The 21,952-nt window shown below is 30.1% G+C and carries 20 protein-coding genes; 18 read left to right on the top strand and 2 right to left on the bottom strand.

The annotated features are described in order from the left end of the window. The first annotated feature begins 18 nt into the window (after positions 1 to 18). The 6 genes from HMPREF3046_RS01810 to HMPREF3046_RS01785 all read left to right on the top strand — a co-directional run bounded on the left by HMPREF3046_RS01810 (position 19) and on the right by HMPREF3046_RS01785 (position 5,391). On the top strand, positions 19 to 1,026 hold the full coding sequence (locus HMPREF3046_RS01810) for an NADP-dependent oxidoreductase (RefSeq protein ID WP_070715954.1): 1,008 nt from the start codon (positions 19 to 21) through the stop codon (positions 1,024 to 1,026). 32 nt (positions 1,027 to 1,058) lie between these two features. After that, a complete protein-coding gene (locus HMPREF3046_RS01805; protein WP_070715953.1) occupies positions 1,059 to 2,072 on the top strand; it encodes a zinc-binding alcohol dehydrogenase family protein in 1,014 nt (337 codons plus the stop codon). 163 nt (positions 2,073 to 2,235) lie between these two features. Further along, positions 2,236 to 3,810 (top strand): BCCT family transporter, encoded by a 1,575-nt coding sequence (locus HMPREF3046_RS01800; RefSeq protein WP_070715951.1) that lies wholly within the window; start codon positions 2,236 to 2,238, stop codon positions 3,808 to 3,810. A 167-nt stretch (positions 3,811 to 3,977) separates the two neighbouring features. Then, the gene (gene amaP / locus HMPREF3046_RS01795) at positions 3,978 to 4,514 is read left to right on the top strand and encodes an alkaline shock response membrane anchor protein AmaP (RefSeq protein WP_002448415.1); all 537 of its coding nucleotides are present in this window, start codon (positions 3,978 to 3,980) and stop codon (positions 4,512 to 4,514) included. A 12-nt stretch (positions 4,515 to 4,526) separates the two neighbouring features. Continuing rightward, entirely contained in the window at positions 4,527 to 4,763 is a 237-nt protein-coding gene (locus HMPREF3046_RS01790; protein ID WP_070715949.1) for a DUF2273 domain-containing protein, read from the top strand. 79 nt (positions 4,764 to 4,842) lie between these two features. Next, positions 4,843 to 5,391, top strand: a complete 549-nt coding sequence (locus HMPREF3046_RS01785; protein WP_070715947.1) for an Asp23/Gls24 family envelope stress response protein — start codon at positions 4,843 to 4,845, stop codon at positions 5,389 to 5,391. A gap of 113 nt (positions 5,392 to 5,504) precedes the next feature. Here HMPREF3046_RS01785 and HMPREF3046_RS01780 read toward each other — a convergent pair whose 3' ends face one another. Beyond that, positions 5,505 to 7,448, bottom strand: coding sequence for an IucA/IucC family protein (locus HMPREF3046_RS01780; RefSeq protein ID WP_070715945.1), 1,944 nt, complete (start codon positions 7,446 to 7,448; stop codon positions 5,505 to 5,507). Between the two features lie 213 nt (positions 7,449 to 7,661). Between HMPREF3046_RS01780 and HMPREF3046_RS01775 the strand changes: the two genes are divergently transcribed. The 6 genes from HMPREF3046_RS01775 (at position 7,662) to HMPREF3046_RS01750 (ending at position 15,282) form a co-directional block, all read left to right on the top strand. Next, positions 7,662 to 9,419, top strand: coding sequence for an IucA/IucC family protein (locus HMPREF3046_RS01775; RefSeq protein WP_070715944.1), 1,758 nt, complete (start codon positions 7,662 to 7,664; stop codon positions 9,417 to 9,419). Continuing rightward, the gene (locus HMPREF3046_RS01770; protein WP_070715942.1) at positions 9,420 to 10,481 is read left to right on the top strand and encodes an alanine racemase; all 1,062 of its coding nucleotides are present in this window, start codon (positions 9,420 to 9,422) and stop codon (positions 10,479 to 10,481) included. Between the two features lie 193 nt (positions 10,482 to 10,674). Beyond that, entirely contained in the window at positions 10,675 to 11,673 is a 999-nt protein-coding gene (locus HMPREF3046_RS01765) for an ABC transporter substrate-binding protein (protein WP_049417823.1), read from the top strand. A gap of 12 nt (positions 11,674 to 11,685) precedes the next feature. Next, positions 11,686 to 12,717 carry a FecCD family ABC transporter permease gene (locus tag HMPREF3046_RS01760; RefSeq protein ID WP_070715941.1) on the top strand — a complete coding sequence of 344 codons (1,032 nt, stop codon included), beginning with the start codon at positions 11,686 to 11,688 and terminating at the stop codon, positions 12,715 to 12,717. Next, on the top strand, positions 12,714 to 13,679 hold the full coding sequence (locus tag HMPREF3046_RS01755; protein ID WP_070715940.1) for a FecCD family ABC transporter permease: 966 nt from the start codon (positions 12,714 to 12,716) through the stop codon (positions 13,677 to 13,679). The genes HMPREF3046_RS01760 and HMPREF3046_RS01755 overlap by 4 nt, the downstream gene beginning before the upstream one ends. A gap of 286 nt (positions 13,680 to 13,965) precedes the next feature. Beyond that, positions 13,966 to 15,282, top strand: coding sequence for a YjiH family protein (locus tag HMPREF3046_RS01750; RefSeq protein WP_070715938.1), 1,317 nt, complete (start codon positions 13,966 to 13,968; stop codon positions 15,280 to 15,282). A gap of 59 nt (positions 15,283 to 15,341) precedes the next feature. Here the strand turns inward: HMPREF3046_RS01750 and HMPREF3046_RS01745 are convergent, their stop codons facing one another. Further along, positions 15,342 to 15,656 carry a heme oxygenase gene (locus HMPREF3046_RS01745; RefSeq protein WP_070715936.1) on the bottom strand — a complete coding sequence of 105 codons (315 nt, stop codon included), beginning with the start codon at positions 15,654 to 15,656 and terminating at the stop codon, positions 15,342 to 15,344. Between the two features lie 176 nt (positions 15,657 to 15,832). On the opposite strand from HMPREF3046_RS01745, the gene HMPREF3046_RS01740 reads away from it, so the two are divergent. From HMPREF3046_RS01740 to HMPREF3046_RS01715, 6 genes are all read left to right on the top strand, one after another. Continuing rightward, positions 15,833 to 16,351: a metal-dependent hydrolase gene (locus HMPREF3046_RS01740; RefSeq protein WP_070715934.1), complete on the top strand. Its 519-nt coding sequence runs from the start codon at positions 15,833 to 15,835 to the stop codon at positions 16,349 to 16,351. Between the two features lie 105 nt (positions 16,352 to 16,456). After that, positions 16,457 to 17,644, top strand: coding sequence for a UTP--glucose-1-phosphate uridylyltransferase (locus tag HMPREF3046_RS01735; RefSeq protein ID WP_070715931.1), 1,188 nt, complete (start codon positions 16,457 to 16,459; stop codon positions 17,642 to 17,644). 16 nt (positions 17,645 to 17,660) lie between these two features. After that, positions 17,661 to 18,344: a PAQR family membrane homeostasis protein TrhA gene (locus HMPREF3046_RS01730; RefSeq protein ID WP_070715929.1), complete on the top strand. Its 684-nt coding sequence runs from the start codon at positions 17,661 to 17,663 to the stop codon at positions 18,342 to 18,344. A gap of 192 nt (positions 18,345 to 18,536) precedes the next feature. Further along, positions 18,537 to 19,877 carry a multidrug efflux MFS transporter SdrM gene (gene sdrM / locus HMPREF3046_RS01725; RefSeq protein WP_070715926.1) on the top strand — a complete coding sequence of 447 codons (1,341 nt, stop codon included), beginning with the start codon at positions 18,537 to 18,539 and terminating at the stop codon, positions 19,875 to 19,877. Positions 19,878 to 20,006: 129 nt separating this feature from the next. Beyond that, positions 20,007 to 20,420 carry a SepA family multidrug efflux transporter gene (locus HMPREF3046_RS01720; RefSeq protein ID WP_070716212.1) on the top strand — a complete coding sequence of 138 codons (414 nt, stop codon included), beginning with the start codon at positions 20,007 to 20,009 and terminating at the stop codon, positions 20,418 to 20,420. Between the two features lie 91 nt (positions 20,421 to 20,511). After that, positions 20,512 to 21,576, top strand: coding sequence for an Mrp/NBP35 family ATP-binding protein (locus tag HMPREF3046_RS01715; protein ID WP_049334532.1), 1,065 nt, complete (start codon positions 20,512 to 20,514; stop codon positions 21,574 to 21,576). Positions 21,577 to 21,952 lie beyond the last annotated feature (376 nt).

Raw genomic sequence — 21,952 nt, 5'->3', positions numbered from 1 at the left:
TAAAAGGAGTCTTTTATAATGAATAATGAGCAAGTTTTATTAGCAAAATATCCTGAAGGTATGCCTCAAGATGATACATTTAAATATGAAAATATTGACATAGTTGATCCGAAAGAAAATGAAATTCAAATTGAATCCTTATATATATCTGTCGATCCGTATATGCGTGGAAGAATGACTCAAGCCGATTCTTATGTGGAGCCTTTTAAAATTGGCGAACCTATTCAAAGTCACATTGTAGGCAAAATTATTAAATCAAATTCTGAAAAATTTAATGAAGATGACATTATTGTAGGTATGTTGCCATGGAAGCGTATTAATACAGTAAATGAAGAGAATATAAGTAAAATATCTAATACAGATGTACCACTTTATTTATATTTAAGTACGTTAGGTATGACAGGTCAAACAGCTTATCATGGTTTATTAGAGATTGGTCAACCAAAAGAAGGCGACACTGTAGTAGTTTCAGCAGCTTCTGGTGCAGTAGGTGCTGTGGTTGGTCAAATTGCTAAAATCAAAGGTGCTAGAGTAGTAGGTATAGCTGGTGGAGATAAAAAAGTGAATTATCTAACAGAAGAATTGGGTTTTGATGCAGGTATTGATTATAAAAAGGATGATTTTGCAGAAGCATTAGCAAAAGTCGTACCGAATGGCGTAGATGTTTATTTTGAAAATGTAGGTGGCACAATAGCCGATGAAGTTATGAAACATCTCAACCGTCATGCACGTATTCCTGTTTGCGGTACGATTTCTAATTATAATAATACTGAACAAGAAAAAGGTCCACGTGTACAAAGTACATTAATTAAACATCAAGCACTGATGCGTGGTTTCTTAGTAGCGGAATTTGCCGATGATTTTGAACATGCAAGTAAAGAATTAGCAACGTGGATACAAGAAGGAAAAATTAAAACAAAAGTATCTATAGAAGAAGGATTTGAATGTTTACCAAAAGCGTTCAGAAACTTATTTACAGGTGAAAATTTTGGTAAACAGATCGTTAAAGTGTCAGAGAATGTATAGTTTAAAAGTCAATAAAAGGTAGGTTTATAATTATGAAAGCTATAGGATTTAAACAACCATTTAAATTAGAAGAAGGAAATGTATTTGAAACATTTGAATTAGATGTGCCCCAACCATCTTCTAGAGAGTTGCTTGTTAAAATACAAAGTATAAGTGTAAATCCGGTTGATACAAAGCAACGCCTTACTGAAGTTAAAAATTCCCTAAGAATTTTAGGTTTTGATGCAGTAGGGACGGTTCAAAAAACTGGAACAGAGGTTACAATGTTTAAGGAAGGCGATATTGTATTTTATTCTGGTGCGCCTAATCAACATGGTTCAAATCAGGAATATCAACTTATTGATGAACGATTAGTCGCAAAAGCACCTAAAAATCTTTCGGCAGAACAAGCTGCCAGTCTTCCGTTAACTGGTATTACAGCGTCAGAAACTTTATTTGATGTGTTTGAAATTTCAGAGGATCCAAATCAAAACAAAGGGAAATCATTACTTATTATCAATGGCGCTGGTGGTGTTGGAAGTATTACGACTCAAATTGCTAAGGCATATGGTCTAAAAGTCATTACAACTGCGTCACGTCAAGAAACAATCGATTGGTCAAAAAAGATGGGTGCAGATATCGTACTCAATCACAAAGAAGATTTAAAATCTCAATTAGAACAACAGCACATTGAAGCGGTAGATTTCGTATTTTGCACGTTTGATACAGACATGTATTATGAAACAATGATAGATATAGTGAAACCAAGAGGACATGTTGCTACGATTGTAGCTTTTAAAGAATCACAAGATTTAAATTTATTAAAAACAAAAAGTGTTTCCTTTACACATGAATTTATGTTTACAAGACCTATTTTTCAAACAAAAGACATGATTAAACATCATTATTATTTAGAGGATATTGCTAAAAAAATTGAGAACGGCACGTATCAAAATACAACGACAAAAGTCATCAATGGCTTAACAGCAGAACATTTATATGAAGCTCATCAAATATTAGAATCTAATTCAATGATAGGAAAACTTGTTATAAATGTAGAAGAATAGAGAATGATTTAACGCCTCCTAGTGTCTATCAATAAGGCATTAAGAGGTGTTTTTACTGTTTTATAATATATCAATTTGATTAATTATAAAAATTCCAATATACCATTAGATATAACATGAATAGGGTATAGTATTTCTAACTATCAGAAAGGAGAATAATATAATGCGAAAAAAATCTATAAGCATTGTATTTTGGATTGCATTAGCTATCTGTACATTATTTGTAGTGTATGGAGCGATACTACCTAAGCAATTAGAAGTAATTACCCAAAATATTACATCGTTTATTGCAGTTAATTTTTCTTGGTATTATCTTTTACTAGTTTTAATTATATTCTTTATTTGCGTATACTTATTATTTTCAAGATATGCATCCATTACGTTAGGTGTGGAAGGAGAAGAACCAGAATTTTCATTACTTTCTTGGTTTGCTATGTTGTTCAGTGCAGGGATGGGAATAGGATTAGTGTTTTGGACTACGGCTGAGCCAATTAGTCATGCCTATAAAGCAACGCCTATACATAAAATTGGTACACAAGCAGCAATTAATGATGCATTTCAGTTTGCATTCTTCCATTGGGGAATTCATGCGTGGGCAGTGTATGGCATTGTTGCATTAGTTTTTGCTTATTTTAATTTTCATAAAGGGTATCCAGGTTTAGTGAGCGCAACGCTTGTTCCGATTTTTGGAGAAAAAAGAATGAGAGGGCCAATCGGAGGTGCTATAGATGTTTTAGCTGTTATTGCAACAGTTACAGGTGTAGCAGCTACCTTAGGTTTTGGTGCTTTACAAATTAATGAAGGTCTTCACTACTTGTTTAAAGTACCGAGTCATTTTGGCACACATGTCATTATTATTATTATTGCAACTATTTTATTTAGTTGGTCTGCATGGTCTGGAATTGATAAAGGAATAAAAACTTTAAGTAATATTAATATGATTTTAGCTTTCATTGTATTAATAGGATTATTTCTAGTAGGACCTACTTTATATATTTTAAATACATTTACTAACGGATTAGGAAATTATATTTTTAATTTCTTTAGTATGAGTTTGCGTATTCCAATGGATGGTGGTGCAAAATTTCAATGGATACAAAATTGGACTATATTTTACTGGGCATGGTGGGTGTCTTGGGCACCATTTGTAGGAATATTCATTGCACGTGTATCACGTGGTAGAACAATTAAAGAATTTATTTTAGGAGTGTTATTTGTTCCAGCTCTTGTATGTTTCTTTTTCTTTGCAGTATTCGGAGGAGCAGCAGTGTATCTTCAGCATAGTGGAATTGCTAATATTGCTAAAGAAGCAACAGAAACTGCAACATTTGCTACTTTAGAGCATTTTCCATTGGGATTTGTATTAAGTATTGTTACTTTAATCGTTATTATGATTTTCTTTGTAACTTCTGCAGATTCGGCTACTTATGTACTTGGAATGTTAAGTAGTAAAGGAGATATTAATCCGAGCTCTTTCGTTAAAGTAAGTTGGGGTATTATTATGGCTTTATTTGCGATGATAATGATCTATACTGGAGGAACGCAAGCAATTCAGAACTTATTGATTATTGCAGCACTTCCATTTTCCGTAGTTATTATTCTTATGATAGGGTCTTTATTTAAAACGTTGAGTTTAGATCATCCGCGGGTATCAAAGAAAGATGTTTTAATGAAAAAAGATAATTTACAATACAAAAAAACGAATAATATAAAAAACGAAAATAATTATGAAAAATAGGTTTTTATTGTGTTAAATTTGGGAATATTTAACTTAGAAGGTAAACTTTAATAAATTAAAAAAATTAAATAAAAAATTTTAATGTTAACGTTTTAAAAAATTGTTAAAGGGTACTTAAATTTTATAATTAAATAATTTCAATAATGACTAAGGAGGTGTGTTTAGAGGTGCATAGATTTAAAAACTTTATCCTTGGCCTATTAATAGTTGCGATTGTTGGTTTCTTATTGTTTATGTACATAGATGATAGTCGTATTAAACGTTATCAAGACTATTTCTTACAATTCAATTGGTTCCAACCATTATTAATTGGTTTATCAGCTTTACTCGTATTAATTGGTATTATATTGGTATTTAGCATCTTTAAACCAACATATAGAAAACCAGGTCTTTATAAAGACTATAATGATGGACATATTTATGTATCACGTAAGGCAGTTGAAAAGTCTGCATATGATACATTAACTAAATACGATGAAATCAGACAACCAAACGTGGTTACTAAACTTTACAATAAGAAAAACAATTCTTACATTGACATTAAAGCTGATTTCTTAGTGCCTAATGATGTGCAAGTAAAATCATTAACTGAGAGCATTAGATCTGACATTAAACATAATGTTGAGCATTTTACTGAAATGCCTGTTAGAAAATTAGAAATTAATGTTAGAGATCAAAAATCTGCCGGACAACGCGTACTATAAGGGAGGGATAACATGGCTGATAATAACCAAAATAGTCAAGATTCTACTCAACAAATTATCGACTTCCTAAAGTCGTATAAATGGCGAATTATAGGTTTCTTTGCATTCTTACTTATTGCAATCTTATTCCTGACTTTAGGATTCTGGAAAACAATTTTAATTATTGTTTTATGTTTAATCGGAATTGGCGTTGGGTATATGAAAGACCGTACACAAGATTTCATGAACTTCTTAAATCGATGGAGTTAACATTCATTATTTAAGAATTCATATATATTAAAAAATTAAGTATTAAAAATTAAATTTCTATTTAAAAAGGAGAATTCACATGGCTGTAGATAATAACAAAGCTAAACAAGCATATAATAACCAAACTGGAGTAAATGAAAAAGAAAGAGAAGAACGTCAAGAACAAGCACAACAATACAGAGAAGAACGTCAAAATAATCAACAACGCTTTGAAAATAAATTAACTTTCTCTGATGAAGTTATCGAAAAAATTGCTGGTATCGCTGCTCGTGAAGTAAGAGGCATCTTAGACATGAAAGGCGGATTCACTGACAGTATTTCTAGCGCATTCTCAAGCGGTAACAACGTAACACAAGGTGTTTCTGTTGAAGTTGGTGAAAAACAAGCGGCTGTAGATTTAAAAGTAATCTTAGAATACGGTGAATCAGCTCCAAAAATCTTCCGTAAAGTAACTGACTTAGTTAAAGAACAAGTTAAATACATTACTGGTTTAGATGTTGTTGAAGTTAACATGCAAGTTGACGACGTAATGACTAAAAAAGAATGGGCACAAAAAAACCAAAAAAACAACAACAGTAATAACAATAATAACAGCAATAATAATTTCGAAAGATCAGATTTACAATAATCTTATTGAAAAAAGACCTTGGAATGTTCCAAGGTCTTTTTTTTATGGTTAATATTATTTTTAAACAAGAAGCGGAATATCATTCAAATTGAATGTTATTCCGCTTCTTAATTTTAATGTAGTGGATTATTAACTTTAATATAAGTGTAATGATGTGCTTCATCTTCTAAACGCATAGTGGTTACACACTTATAATCAATTGTTGTAGCAAATAAAGTATGAGTAATCTTTTGCATACGTCCTGTATCAACGTCAGTCAACTTAGCTAATATATCTTGAATAATATGACTGATATGATTCCACATTATTTTTTCGAAATCTATATTTTCTACTTTTTCAGTGATAGTTAATATTAATTCAGCTAGATGATTTTGAACAGTTGAATAGAATACTTTATTAAAAACAGATGTAGTAGATTGAGTAAGAATTCTAGATTTCTTATGGAAATGTGATGTTTGATACCCCATTTGGTTTAATTGAGTTTCATCAATACGTAATCCTTCGAAATCTCGAATATAGATTTTACTTAAACTACCGTCTTGATTAAATGTAGCAATAGAATTTTGTAAATGTGCCTCTAGCGCGATTCCATATTTTACATATAGTGGCATAACTATTCCTAATAATTGAGTCGCATAATCTTGAATCCATGCATAAGCCGCTTTTTCAAATGACTTAAATTGATGTGTAAGTTGATATTGTTTTATTAAGCTTTCAATAGGCGGTTCAGTATTGTTTGGATAATAAGCAACAAGACTAGAAGATATGACAGGTATTGTATCTTCTTCGATTAATGTATAAATATTTTCTCTAAATAATGCCCCCAATTGTTCACTACGTTCAGTTTGGATTGTTGAAGGATCTTTAGAATTATAAAAATGAATGCCAGCAATTTCATCTAACGTTTCTATGCGATAAGGTTGAAAATCAATGTCGTTTTTTAAAATATCATTCACAATTTTAGTAACTAAAGGTCCATTATGCGTTGTTTGTTCAGAAAGCGTCCGTATTTCTCCAGTAATATGAACATTTGTAGAAAGTTTAATATGCGGAAATAGTTTAGGATATTTTGGCATTAATGTTCTGAATGATAAGCCAGCATAATAAGGTAAGGTCATATCAATAGGAATAATAAGTTGTTCATCTAGTTCTTGTTGATACTGACTAAGTAAAATATGTTCGAATTGCCAAGGATGGACAACCATTAAATGATAATCTTCAATTCTTATATCATTATATTTATTTAAAAGGTGAGTAAATAATTTATGAAAAGATTGGTGAAGTATATCATTATAGGTTGAAGATAAGGATTGAACATTCGCTATACTATTGTGTATGAATACACATTTTAATTGAATTTCTTGACCGTATTCTGAACTATAATGAAAATTCTCTTTACCACTCATCCCTTTACGAAGCTTTGCGCCTGGATGAAGAGGATGACCTTCTATAACTGATTGTTCCGAACGTAAATAACTATCTCCACTTTTTACAATCAATTCCCATAAGGATTCGTAGTTTGAATGCATATGTTTAGCTTGATAACTTAGTGCCAGAATCATATTAGCAGCACTATTATTTAAATCTTCTCTAAATTGTTCACTAGCAACGTTATCAAGTTTTGGCTCTTCAGCTAAAATTAAATCTAGAATATCATTTGGATGTTGGATTCTTTCATATTCGTGATTACGATGTTTTAAGATATAAAAAGGGCCTTCCACATCTACCCGGTCAAAGGCATATCTACCTTTTATTTGACTGTAAATATCGATATTTGATTTTGGAAAATGAATACATAATACGTCTTTATCTTTAGAAAACATCGATACGGTTAATTTGGTAGGTCTAATAATCTGACTATTATCTTTAGCGTGTATTAAGTTTTCACGATATAAAGATGTAATAAGACGTTGAGAAATTTTATCTCTACCTATTAAAATATATTGTTTAAAATGACTGATTAATTCAGGATAAAATTCATTTAAATATGTATAAACATTATATTCTTCATTAGTAAGTTGTAAGTTATGATTATTAATAGTTGTATTTTTATTCATATAACACCTCATCCACATTCTACAAAATTATAAATAGTTTGTATAATATCTAACTCTAAAATTAAACCTTGTTAAAAGATAGTTTAAATTTAAGACACAATATTTTAATAAATTCTGAGTTCATGACATTGCTAGTAACCTTAATTAAATTTATAATGATTAAACTAGTTAAACTTAATTATGAAAACGAATGATAAGGCGGAGGATTTAAAAATGTTAAACGAGTGGAAGCATGCAGATAGAAATATGCAATATAGAGTAATAAATGCTCTAATAAAGGAAAATATATGGACTCATTCAACTACCATTTTCAAAGAAAATCATTATATAACGATTGAGTTTGAACAAGTGCTTCTAAATGTTCATTTTAAATACGAAAGTGCATTATCTCGATATGAATTTGATGGGCCGATAATATATATGAATCATCAACATAAAGAACCGGTGGATAGTCTAGAAAAACTATTAGACATACTAGTAACAGATTTTCATATTGATATCCCATTCCATTTAAAAAGTGAACTTATTCATAGCAGAGATAGTTTCATTGAAGTATATAAAGCATTCGATACACGTCGTGAGTATCTTCAAAGACATGATACATATATAAATGCGTCAGAACATTTGAATTTTTTTGTTTGGCTAGAAAAGTTGAAAAAAGATAAGGATATAGATGACGGACTATATTCTGAAAGCTTAATATTTGAAGGTCATCCTACACATCCACTTACTAAAACAAAATTACCTTTATCAATGGAAGAAGTGAGAACCTATTCACCAGAATTTGAAAAGATTATTAATTTGAAAGTAATGCTAATACATAATGATTATGTAACTGTTACAACCATTCTTGATCATTCTCAGTTCATTTTAAATGAGGTTATTCCTGAATATCTTGACGAATTACATACATTTATGAATGATAGAGAACGTTTGCTTAAAGACTATAAAGTCATTTTAGTTCACCCATGGCAATATGAACATACGATTCGTAATAGATTTAAGGAGTGGCTACAAGATCATATTTTGATAGCTACTCCATTTCATGTTCCATCTAAAGCAACATCTTCTTTTAGAACAATGTCGCTAATCAATCATCCTTATCATGTGAAATTACCAGTAAATGTTCAAGCTACTAGTGCAGTTAGGACAGTATCTCCAGAAACAACAATTGATGGACCCAAATTAAGTCAAGCATTACATCGTGAATTAAATCAGTATACACAATTAAATGTTGCACTTGAGCCTTACGGTTTATTTGCTAAAACAGACAGTGACGATGCTAGACAACTTGCTTGTATTATTCGCGAAAAACCTTTTACAAAGGATGATGATATTTTATTAGTTACAGGTGCATTAGTAAATAAAAATGTAGTAGATAATGAAATCACAGTGGATAGTTACCTTAAATGGATTAATGATGACATAAATCAACGTACCATACATCAGTTTATGCGACATTATACTCGTCAGCTAGTGACACCTTTATTAGGTTTAATACAAGATTACGGTATAGCTTTAGAAGCACATATGCAAAATACATTAGTGCATTTAGGACCAAAGTATCAAATACAATTTATAGTGCGAGATCTCGGTGGCTCTCGAATAGATATTGAAATCCTAAGTCAAAAATTAAAACATATAGAAGTGGAAAATAAAAGTTTACTTGCAGATTCAATTGAAGAAGTCATTATGAAATTTCAACATGCAGTCGTTCAAAATCAACTGGCAGAATTAATTTTTCATTTTAAAAAGTATGAATTTATAAAAGAAGAAGAACTGTTTAATATAATTCAAGAAGAAATAGAAGTAGCAATTAATGATACTAAGCCTCATGCAGATACATTAAGAAAAATTTTATTTGGACCTACAATTACAGTAAAAGCATTGTTGAAAATGAGAATGAAAAATAAAGTGAAAAAATATCTGAATATTAGCTTAGACAATCCAATAAAAAGAGAGGTGAATTAAGTGTCTCGTATTGTAATCAATTTATCGAAGATTGAATATAATGCACATGTATTAAAAATATTGTTTGATAGCAAAAATATAGCTATTATACCTGTGATAAAAAGTATTGCTGGAGATGAACATATCATTAAACGATTAATGAAAGTAGGATTTAACTACTTTGCAGAATCTCGACTAGAAAATATACCTCAGCAATTTACAAAAGATTGTCAATTTTTACTTTTGAGATCTCCTTTAAAGCGTCAGTATGAAGATTTAATTAAAAAGAGTTACATAAGTATTCAAACAGAGATGGTAACAATACGACAGTTAAATCATATTGCAACTGAAATGAATCATAAACATCAAGTTATATTGATGGTTGATTGGAAAGATCAACGTGAAGGTGTATTACCTTGTCATATAGTTGAATATATTAATGAAATAAAACGAATGAATAATATAAAACTTATAGGTCTTGCATTTAATTTCATGTGTTTTAAATCTAAAGCTCCAACATTAAATGATATCGACAAAATAAATCAATTTGTTCACCATGTACAATACAAGACAGGGGTATCATTTGAAGTTATTTCTGGAGGTAACTCAAGTATGCTTCCATTGTTAAAACAATATGATTTAGGCTGTATTAATGAGTTGAGAATAGGAGAAACATTATTTCGTGGTGTGGATACAACTACTAATGAAAATATACCTGAGTTATTTCAAAATGCAATATTACTTGAAGCGGAAATTATTGAAATTAAACCTAGGTATATAAAGACAAAAGAAAGTTACTTACAAGCTATTGTAGATGTGGGATATATTGATACTGTGATTGAAAAAATAAAACCACTCAATCATCGAATAGAAATTATGGGTGCTTCAAGTGATCATTTAATGATAGATTTAAAAGAAGAAATTAACTACAAAGTAGGAGATTGCATACTATTTTCATTAGAATACGAAGCGCTATCACAACTAATGTATCATCAGAGAATGGAAAAGTATTATAGTGAAGAACTTGCTATTTCTCAACGTATTAACAATTTGAATCAATCAAAACATACCAACAGTATATAATTCATTATATAGAATCTGAGACAACAATAGTGTCTCAGATTTTTTTATGCGTTAGCTGTCAACGTTTTCGGGATGAGACAACGAATTCAAAATGAATTCTGTGTCAATTTCTATTTTTTATTTTTTTATTGACAATGATAATCGGTATCAATAAAATAAGAATATACATCAATACATATTAAGGAGTGTCATCATGAAAAGAACAACAATTTTTGGAATCATTTCAATATTATTGACTTTAATATTAATAACTGCATGTGGAAAGGTAAGTAACAATGGTTCAAAATCATCTAATCACACATCATCTTCTAAAGATACTATTGAAATTAAGCATGATTTAGGTACAACTAAGGTATCAAAAGGTGCTAAGAGAATAGTAGCTTTAGAATTCTCATTTGTTGATGCATTAGCAGCTTTGAATGTTAAGCCTGTAGGAATAGCAGATGATAATAAAAAGAATAGAATGATTAAACCCTTAAGAGATAAAATTGGTAATTATACATCTGTTGGTACGCGTAAACAACCAAATTTAGAAGAAATAAGTAAATTAAAACCTGATTTAATTATTGCCGACAGTAATCGACATAAAGGAATTTATAAGGAATTAAGTAAAATTGCTCCAACAATAGAATTAAAAAGCTTTGACGGCGACTATAATGAAAATATCGAAGCGTTTAAAGTTATAGCTAAATCTCTCAATAAAGAGAAACAAGGTGACAAACGTTTAGACGAACATAAGAAAAAAATAGTTCAATATAAACAAGAGATTCAATTTGATAAAAATGAAAAGGTACTTCCAGCTGTAGCTTCTAAGTCTGGATTACTAGCGCATCCAAGCGAATCTTATGTGGGACAGTTATTAGGTGAATTAGGTTTTAAAGAAGCATTAAATAAAGATGTGACGAAAGGATTAAGTAAATATTTACAAGGACCTTATTTACAACTCAATTCAGAAACATTATCTGAAATCAATCCAGAACGCATGTTTATTATGACAAATGGTGCAAGTTCTAATGAATCTTCTTATCAAGAATTGAAAAAAGATCCTATTTGGAACAAACTTGATGCAGTTAAAAATCATAAAATAGATGTGGTTGATCGTGATACATGGGCCCGCGCACGTGGTTTAATCTCTTCAGAAGAAATGGCTAAAGAAATCGTAGAAATTTCAAAAAAAGACAGAAATAAATAGGATGGATTGACAATGGCTATACAAAAAAGTAATCGTCTTTCTACTAATAAAATGTCAATCAAGAAGCGTATGACACTCACCTTTTCAGTGAGTGTTTGCCTTCTTTTTATTTTTGCTTATCTTAATTTAGCGACTGGAACTTCAAATATTCAAACTAAAGATATTTATCATTACTTTTTTACTTCAATTGAAAACAAGCAGACGTTTATCATTCAAAATGTTAGAATGCCAAGGATGATTATTGCCATACTTGTGGGTGGTGCATTAGCTCTAGCTGGTTTACTTATGCAATCTATAACTAGAAATCCATTAGCATCTCCACAAATATTTGGGGTAAATGCAGGTGCTTCATTTATTATCGTATTAGTGACAGTATTAATGCCTACTATGGGAAACTATGCAATCTATTTAGCGTTTATTGGGGCATTTACTGGTGGGTTAACTGTGTATTTATTATCTGGTTCTGCGAAAAAAATAACACCAGTGAAATTAGCTTTAGCAGGAATGGCAGTCCATTTGTTTTTTAGTAGTCTTACACAAGGTATTATTTTACTTAATGAAGATTCTAATTCTACGGTTATGTTTTGGTTAGTTGGCTCTTTAAATGGAATGAAATGGAAAGATGTAGTGATCATTTTTCCTTGGATTCTTATGGGATTTATCATACTAATTGCATTCGCAAGACAACTTACAATAATGGAATTAGGTGAGACACTAGCCAAAAGTTTAGGTCAAAGAACTGAAATGATAAGAATCATTATCGGATTACTTGTTATTATATTTGCTGGAACTTCTGTCTCTATTGTAGGACCTATTGGATTTATAGGATTAATCGTGCCACATATAGTAAAACGTTATGCACCGCATAATTACTTCATTTTGATTCCTTTAACATTCATAGTTGGCGCAAATTTATTGTTAATATCTGATACATTGAGTCGTTTAATTACATATCCCTATGAATCACCAGTTGGAATTGTTACTTCATTTATAGGAGCATTTTATTTCTTATTTATTACTTTAAGGGGAGTGAAACGAATATGACACACCATTCATTAGCTATTCGTTATGCACTTGTCGTTACTATATTAATAATAAGTATATTTATTAGCTTATGCGTCGGCGAAACAATGTATAATCCTATTAAAGTAATAAATAGTTTATTTATACAAGATGATTTTATTCTAAATGAATATCGTATACCTAGAACACTTTTAGGATTAATAGTAGGAAGTAGTTTAGCTATTTCAGGAACAATCATACAAGGGGTAGTAAAAAATCCTCTCGCTTCTCCAGATGTTATTGGAATTACTAAAGGAGCAAGTTTAGCAGCGATAATTATTATTATGGTTTTTCCTAATGCTCCTTTAATTATTTTACCTATGGGTTCATTTGTTGGTGCATTAATAATCAGTTTAATTTTATCATTTTTAATATCTCAATTTAATATTAAAGGGTCTACGTTGGCATTAATTGGCTTAGCAATTGGTGCTATATGTACAGCAATAGTACAATTTTTACTAATACGAAATCCTATGGATGCAAATAATGCGCTTATATGGTTAACAGGTAGTCTCTATGGTCATACGATAGAAAATGTATATTCAATGTTACCTTGGTTTATCATTACGATTCCAATCGTCATTGCTTTAAGTCATCAACTTGATATCTTAAACCTAGGAGATTCAATAGCGATAGCATTAGGTACACGAATAAAACATATTAAAATGATATTGTTGATTTTATCAGTAATGTTAGCAGGAGCATCTATTTCAATAGTTGGAGGAATCAGTTTTCTTGGATTAATTGCGCCACAAATAGCTCGAAGAATCGTCGGATATCGTCATGTTCACGTAGTGATGATGTCTGGTTTAATTGGAGCAATCCTTATTTTATTTAGTGATGGCTTAGCAAGAGGTATTCATCCGCCACTTGATATACCAGTAGGCGTAGTTATTGCCATTGTTGGTGTTCCATACTTTTTATTGTTACTTAGAAGAATTTAAATATTAAAAAAGTGAGATCGTATTCACAGTGAATGCTATCTCACATTTTTTATGAAATTTTAAACTTTTGTATATTGCAAGTTATTTGAAAATAAGATATAGTAAAGTACATATTGTTTATAAAAATACAAATAAAGTTATATTTATATAACTAATAGGTGTTAATTTCGATGAAAATACAAAATGAATGAATAAAAACAATGACCTATATAAATGGAAAGAAGGGTGAATATTGGAGGATTATAACAAACAAGAGAAAATAAAAGGAAGAATAAAATTTATATCGATGTCAATCATTGGTATTATTTTATTTTTAATACCCGTTCCAATTGTACAAGATGGGGAGAAACAAACGACATTACCAGTGGCATTTTTGGCAAATTGGTTAAAAGATTTATTAGGACCTGCAATGTCAATTCTCATTATTACAATCATTACATTATCGACTATTTTGACTATTTTATTTTCAACAATTTTAAAGAATAAAGTAAAACCAGGTGGCCTTATCGCGAACGCATTTCAAGTTGGCCCAGTGTGGATGATATTAAGAGTTCTTGCAGCTGTATTTGCTTGGATGACTTATTTTAAATTTGGAAGTAAAGTGATATATTCAGAAGATACGGGCGGATTAGTATTTAATGATTTATTACCTACATTAGTAGCAGTATTCCTTTTTGCTGCCTTATTTTTACCTTTATTAATGGAATACGGTTTATTAGAATTTTTAGGACCATTGTTTAGACCGATCATGAGACCACTATTTACTTTACCAGGACGATCAGCAGTTGATAATTTAGCCTCATTTATAGGAGATGGAACAGTAGGCGTGCTTATTACAAGTCGTCAATATGAAAAAGGTATTTATTCAAAAAGAGAATCAATAGTCATTTCTACAACTTTTAGTGTTGTATCGATCACATTTGCTATTGTTATTGCTCAAACTATTGGATTACAACAAAAGTTTTTTGTATTTTATTTAACAGTGATCGTTTCTTGCTTAGTTGCAGCGATGATCATGCCAAGAATATGGCCACTAAATCAAATTCCAGATGATTTTACGAAAGAAGTATCTGAAAGTACACGACTTGAAAAACTTCCAGAAGGTAAAACTGCATTAGCTCATGGTTTTGATGAAGCTACAATTGTAGGGCTAAAAGCGCCAGGAGTTAAAGCATTTTTTAAAACGGGAATTAAAACGGTGATCGATATGTGGTTTGTTATTTTACCAGTAGTGATGAGTATAGGGACTATTGCCACGATAATAGCAAATTATACGCCAGTATTTGAAATCATAGGAAAACCATTTATTCCTATATTACAATTACTTCAAATTCCTGAAGCTGCAAAAGCGTCTGAAACTTTACTTATTGGTTTTGCAGATATGTTTTTACCTTCTATCTTAATAGCGACGGTACACAGTGAATTGACACGATTTGTGATCGGTGCTTTAAGTATATCTCAATTAATTTATCTATCTGAAGTGGGCGGTGTTATTTTAGGTTCTAAAATCCCGGTCAGTCTCGGAAAATTATTTATGATATTTTTAATCAGAACTGCAATCACATTACCAATTATTGCTTTAATGGCACATGTATTACTATAAAAAAAGAAGCAGGGTAAGGATGGATGAATGCAATTTCAATTCCTTCCTGCTTCTTTTTTCTATTCTAAAGTTGATAGTACGTTTGCTTTTACTATTTCACTTGTTAATACTGGTGAATCTTCTGTTGAAGATTTTCCAGTATTTTTATGTGCTTCTTTAAACGCATCACTTTGGGTCCAAGCTTTGAAGTTTTCTTCATTGTCCCACCATGTATTAACATACATATCTTCAGTATCATTAGTATTATCAATTTGCCAAACTTCAATTTTTCTGAAACCTTCTAGTTGTTCAATCTTACCACCTTTAGTGAAACGTGGTGCCATTTTTTTAGCAAATCCTTTTTTTACAGTAATACGATTTGTAACAACAAACATAGTCAGACCTCCTTACTTATTTATTTTAATAATATACAAATTCAAAGATATATCAAATAAAATACTTATAATAAATAAGAAAAATAAGCGTTTAAAGAAAGATATCTATATACCGAAAATATGTTCGTATTTTAAGGCTATTTATGTTAATATATTTTTAATAAAGGAGAAGATAAATGACAGGAAAAACGCATGTAGCTGCTGGTTTGCTTGTAGGAGCAATAACAGTTGACCATTATCATACAGATCTATTTTCTACTGTAACAGTAATTTGTTTAGCAATATCAGGAAGTTTACTTCCAGATATTTGTCATACAAGAAGTAAGGTTGGAAGACAATTTAAAATTCTTAGTTTGCTCATTAGTACTATCTTCGGTCATCGAACATTTACGCATTCATTGTTATTCTTAGGTATGATAGGTTTTTTACTTATTTTAATTCAAACTCCGACTTATTATTTAGTTACTATTATCGGTGCAATGGCTTCTCATGTTATACTAGATATGTTGACACCTAGAGGGGTAAAGTTACTTTATCCAATACCTTTAGCGATTAAGTTTCCTTTTACTTTCAAAACTGGTGGTTTTTTAGATGCATCCTTATCAACAGCTTTTAGTATTGGAGCAATATACATAATATTTCAAGAGTTTATAAATGAAATCTTGAAATATGTGAGCCATTCATTGTCTGGATGATATCAATGAATAAGATGGACCATCTTTCTTGTCTTAATATCAAATTTATAATTAATATGATAAATATATTTGAATGACACGAACTATCTATAAGGAGAGTTAGTAATGCTAGATCAAAGTAAATTAGAAAAATATAATCAAGAACATTTAATTGAATATGAGAAAATGATGAGTAGTAATGAAAAAGAGCAATTAGATGAAAAAGTGAACTCATTAGATTTAGAATTTATTCAAGAACTTTATCAAAGTTTATATGTTAATCGTAAAACAATTACAGATGTTACTGCAGCTTCTGAAGTTGATTATAAAATTAAGGAAGCATTTACTGAGCAAGATCGTGAATATTATGAACATAAAGGAATAGAAGCAATAAGAAATGGAGAATTTGCTGTTGTTCTTATGGCTGGTGGTCAAGGCACACGTTTAGGTTATAAAGGACCTAAAGGTTCTTTTGAAATTGAAGGAGTAAGTTTATTTGAACTTCAAGCAAGACAACTATTGCATCTGAAAAATGAAACAGGACATTGTATTAATTGGTATATTATGACTAGTGATATTAATCATGAGGAAACATTACGTTATTTTGAAAACCATGATTATTTTGGTTATAACCCAGAATATATTCACTTTTTTAAACAAGACAACATTGTGGCTCTAAGTGAAAATGGTAGACTTATTTTTAATGAAAAAGGCTATATTATGGAAACACCTAATGGTAATGGGGGGATATTTAAATCGCTAGAGTATCATGGTTATTTAGATAAAATGGAGAGAGATGGCGTAAAGTTCATTTTCTTAAATAATATTGACAATGTGTTAGTAAAGGTTCTTGATCCTGTATTTGTAGGGTTTACAGTAGTAAATGATAAAGATATCACATCTAAATCTATTCAACCTAAAAAGGGTGAAAGTGTTGGACGATTAGTTAGTAAAGATAATAAAGATACTGTACTTGAATACTCAGAGCTTGATGAAAATGTAGCGAATACATTTGATAATGCAAATATTGGCATTCACGCATTTAAGTTATCGTTTATAAATCAAGCGGTAAATAATGATTTACCATATCATTTAGCCATTAAAAAATTGAAACAACTGGATGATGACTTTGGTTTAATTGAAAAAACATCTTTAAAATTTGAACTATTTTACTTTGATATTTTCCGATATGCGAATAGCTTTATTACATTACAAGTTCCAAGAAAAGAAGAATTTTCACCTTTGAAAAATAAAGAGGGAAAAGACAGTGTAGAAACTGCAACTGATGATTTAAAACGAATGAATGTCATTTAAAGGATGGTGGAATACGATGTCTAAATCATCTCAGCATACAAAAGATAATGTAATTGAATCATTTAAAGACATTATTCCACTATCTTTTGGCGAGGAAATTGGTAATGCAACCTCACATGGTTTTGCCGCACTAATGACTTTATTTTTACTGCCTTATGCAGCAGTACATAGTTATAATGAGTATGGAACACTAAGTTCTATTAGTGTTTCGATCTTTGTTATTAGTATTTTCATGATGTTTATTTCCTCTACTGTATATCATTCAATGAAAAATAATACATCGCATAAGTATATATTAAGAATTATTGACCATAGTATGATATATGTAGCAATTTCTGGAACGTATACACCTGTCTTACTAACAGTTGTTGGAGGTTGGTTAGGATGGCTGGTCTTTTTGTTATTATGGGGAACAACAATATGGGGTGTTCTATATAAATCAATTTCAACTCATGTAAATCCCAAATTAAGCTTAATCGTATACTTAGTTATGGGATGGGTTGGCATTATATTTTTACCTGTGATTATTATTAGAACATCTTGGTTATTTATTTTATTTATCGTGTTAGGTGGACTTTCTTATACCATTGGAGCATGGTTTTATGCACAAAAAAACCGTCCATATTTTCATATGATATGGCATATTTTTATCGTTATCGCATCACTCTTTCATTTTATAGGCATCGTATATTTTATGTAGACCTAGCTAAAAGATGATATCATTGAGAATAATTTAGTTTATTAGGTGCTTATTTAGAAACAGGACTATGAATTCAAAAAGAATTCTACCCTGTTTTTTTCTTTTTTAATAATACATTACATTAAAATTGTTTATGAATATAATTAAGGATATTCTATATTATGATCTTTTTAAATACATAGGAGGGCAAAGATGAAATTAAAATCAATAGGTATTGTAGTGACTTTGGTTTTAACCATGTTTATGGCAGCAATTGAAAGTTCAATTATTTCACTAGCATTGCCTACCATTCGTAAAGATTTGAATGCTGGTACAGCAGTGCCACTAGTCTTTACCGTTTATTTTATAGCACTTGTAGTAGCAAATCCTATTGTGGGTGAACTTCTCGCAAGATTTAAGATTCTATATATAGCTGTAGTCGGCTTACTATTATTTGGTATTGGAAGTTTTGTGTCAGGCATGAGTGAAACGTTTACAATGTTAATTGTTTCAAGAGCCATACAGGGACTTGGCGCAGGAGTTATGATGTCTTTGACTCAAATTGTACCAAAACTAGCATTTGAAATTCCGCTTCGTTACAAAATAATGGGCATCGTTGGAAGTGTCTGGGGAATTTCAAGTATTCTTGGACCGTTATTAGGTGGCGGAATATTAGAAGTGGCAACATGGCATTGGTTGTTTTATATCAACATACCAATAGCAATGATAGCTATTGTTTTAACTTTTCTTACTTTTCATTTTCCAGAAGAAGCGGAAGTACAACATACACACTTTGATGTAAAAGGATTATCATTGTTTTATATTTTTATTGGACTTCTCATGTTTAGTTTATTAAATAAAACAGGTGTTACTTTTAATATTATTGCATTAATACTAGCATTAGTTATATTATTCGTTTTATTCAAATATGAAAATAAAATAGATATGCCTTTTTTACCAATAAATGAATTTAATAAATCAATTTCACTGGTATTTATCACTGATTTACTTATAGCAATATGTCTAATGGGGTATAACTTATATATACCTGTTTATTTACAAGATCATTTAAAATTATCTCCAATACAAAGTGGATTAGTTATATTTCCACTTTCTGTTGCGTGGTTAGCTTTAAACTTTAACTTAGCTAAAGTAGAATCAAAATTTTCAAGAAAAAAACTATATATCGGAGCTTTCATATCATTAATTTTAAGTAATGTGATTTTAATATTTGGACTTCATATTCCTCTTATTATTGCGGGAGCTGTGATACTTGCAGGATTCAGTTTTGGTTTTGTTTATACTAAAGACAGTGTAATTGTTCAAGAAGAAACAAGTCCTAAATATATGAAAAAAATGATGTCATTTTATGCATTAACTAAAAATTTAGGATCATCTATAGGATCTACATTGATGGGGTCATTATATGCACTTCAATTTGGTTTATTAGGAGGTAACTTTTATAATATATTAACTGTAATTACAATTGTTGCGCTTGTATTAATTGTAATATGGATATTTTTATTTAGAGAGAATAAAGAAAGTATAAAATAATAAATTTTAAGTTACTATATATAAATGATAAAGTGTCATTATAAAGTATTGTTGAAAAGAGGAGGAAAGAGAGAAGTGAAATTTTCTAATCAAAAATTTAATGGTATCTTTCCGACTCTTCTTATTCTTATGATTTTTATTCTATCAGGTTGTATATTTTTAATACTTTTAGGATTTGGGTTATTTGGATTAAGTCGAATTCTTATTTTTTTAAAATTAGGATTCTTTACATACAATAAGGATTTATTCAGTAATTTAGTATACTATGGTAGCTATATAGTCTTTGGATACTTTTTGCTATTTGCTATTGAACATTTAATGGATTACTTTAGAAAGCAATTACCTAATAATCCATATTTTAATGGAACACTATTTCATTTAATTTCTTATGTAATTACGACTATCCTATTCTATTTCGTTATTCATATTCATTACGTATATATTAAAATTGAATTTTGGGTTATTGCATTAATTATTGGAATACTATATTTATGTAAAATGATTTTTTATCCAGATAGCGAAGACTTGAATGATAAAAAGTAAACATAAGCTATTAATTCTTGATAAATTCAGCACAGATTGTAAGTAAATTTGTTAAAATATAAATATAAAGAAACTTAAGGGGGATAATGAGTTGTTAACGGTAGAACAAGTTGAAAAAATAGTGGGAGACTTAAAAGATCCAATTATTAATGTACCTTTAAAAGAAACAAAAGGAATTGTAGAAGTAAAAATAAAAGAAGAAATTCAACATGTAAGTGTTAAAGTTGCTATGGCTCAATTAGGGGGGCAACCACAGCTTGATTTGCAAATGTCTGTGGTTAAAGCTTTAAAAGAGAATGGCGCAAATACAGTGGGCATTCGTTTTGAGGAACTACCTGCAGAAGTTGTGGAAAAATATACTGGAAAAGAAAAAGAGAAACCTAAGACAATTGAGGGATTATTGTCACAGAATAATCCAGTGGAGTTTATTGCAATTGCTTCTGGTAAAGGTGGAGTAGGGAAATCAACTATAGCCGTAAACTTAGCAGTAGCATTAGCAAGAGAAGGAAAAAGAGTAGGACTCATAGATGCTGACATTTATGGTTTTAGTGTTCCAGATATGATGGGTATAGATGAAAAGCCTGGTGTTCAAGGAAAAGAGATTATTCCTGTAGAACGTCATGGTGTTAAAGTGATTTCAATGGCATTTTTCGTTGAAGAAAATGCACCAGTTATTTGGCGTGGTCCTATGTTAGGAAAAATGTTGACGAATTTCTTTGTTGAAGTTAAATGGGGAGAATTAGATTACTTATTACTTGATTTACCTCCTGGAACAGGTGATGTAGCGCTTGACGTTCATTCAATGTTACCAAGTAGTAAAGAAATAATAGTAACCACACCACATCCAACAGCAGCATTTGTAGCAGCAAGAGCTGGAGCTATGGCTAAGCATACAGAGCATTCTATTTTAGGTGTTATTGAAAATATGAGTTATTTCGAAAGTAAAGAAACTGGAAAAAAAGAGTATGTATTTGGTAAAGGTGGAGGACGTAAACTTGCGGACGAGCTAAATACCCAATTGTTAGGAGAACTACCTCTTGAACAACCTTCTTGGAATCCTAATGACTTTTCACCATCTATTTATCAAGAAGAAGATCGATTAGGAAAAATCTATAAAACAATTGCACAAAAAGTGATTGCTACAACAATAAAATAATAAATAAATATTAGTGTAAAAGTGCTCGAAAAAATATCATTTCGAGCGCTTTTTCTATTGCAAAATATAAAAATTCTGATAGAATATTTTTTTGTGAGCAAGTTAACAGAATTGCTTAAAACAACAATAAAATTATTAAAATAATTTGTTGACACTAAATGAAATGTTTGATAAGATAAAAAAGTCGTTTTTAAGAAGTGTTAATACATTTTAAAAAATGTAAATACGGTGTAAAATTTACCGTTGCATAAAATTAAAAAACGATATAAAATAATAAAAGTAATCAAAATTAGTTATTGACTTTAGAAATTAAAAATGATATGATTTAATAGATTACGTTTTAGATGAACATTGAAAACTGAATGACAATATGTCA

It is taken from the genome of Staphylococcus sp. HMSC070D05 (genome assembly GCF_001815595.1).
Classification (GTDB): domain Bacteria; phylum Bacillota; class Bacilli; order Staphylococcales; family Staphylococcaceae; genus Staphylococcus; species Staphylococcus hominis.
Note: the sequence above shows the minus strand (reverse complement) of the source record. Positions and strands in the feature narration are given on the sequence as shown.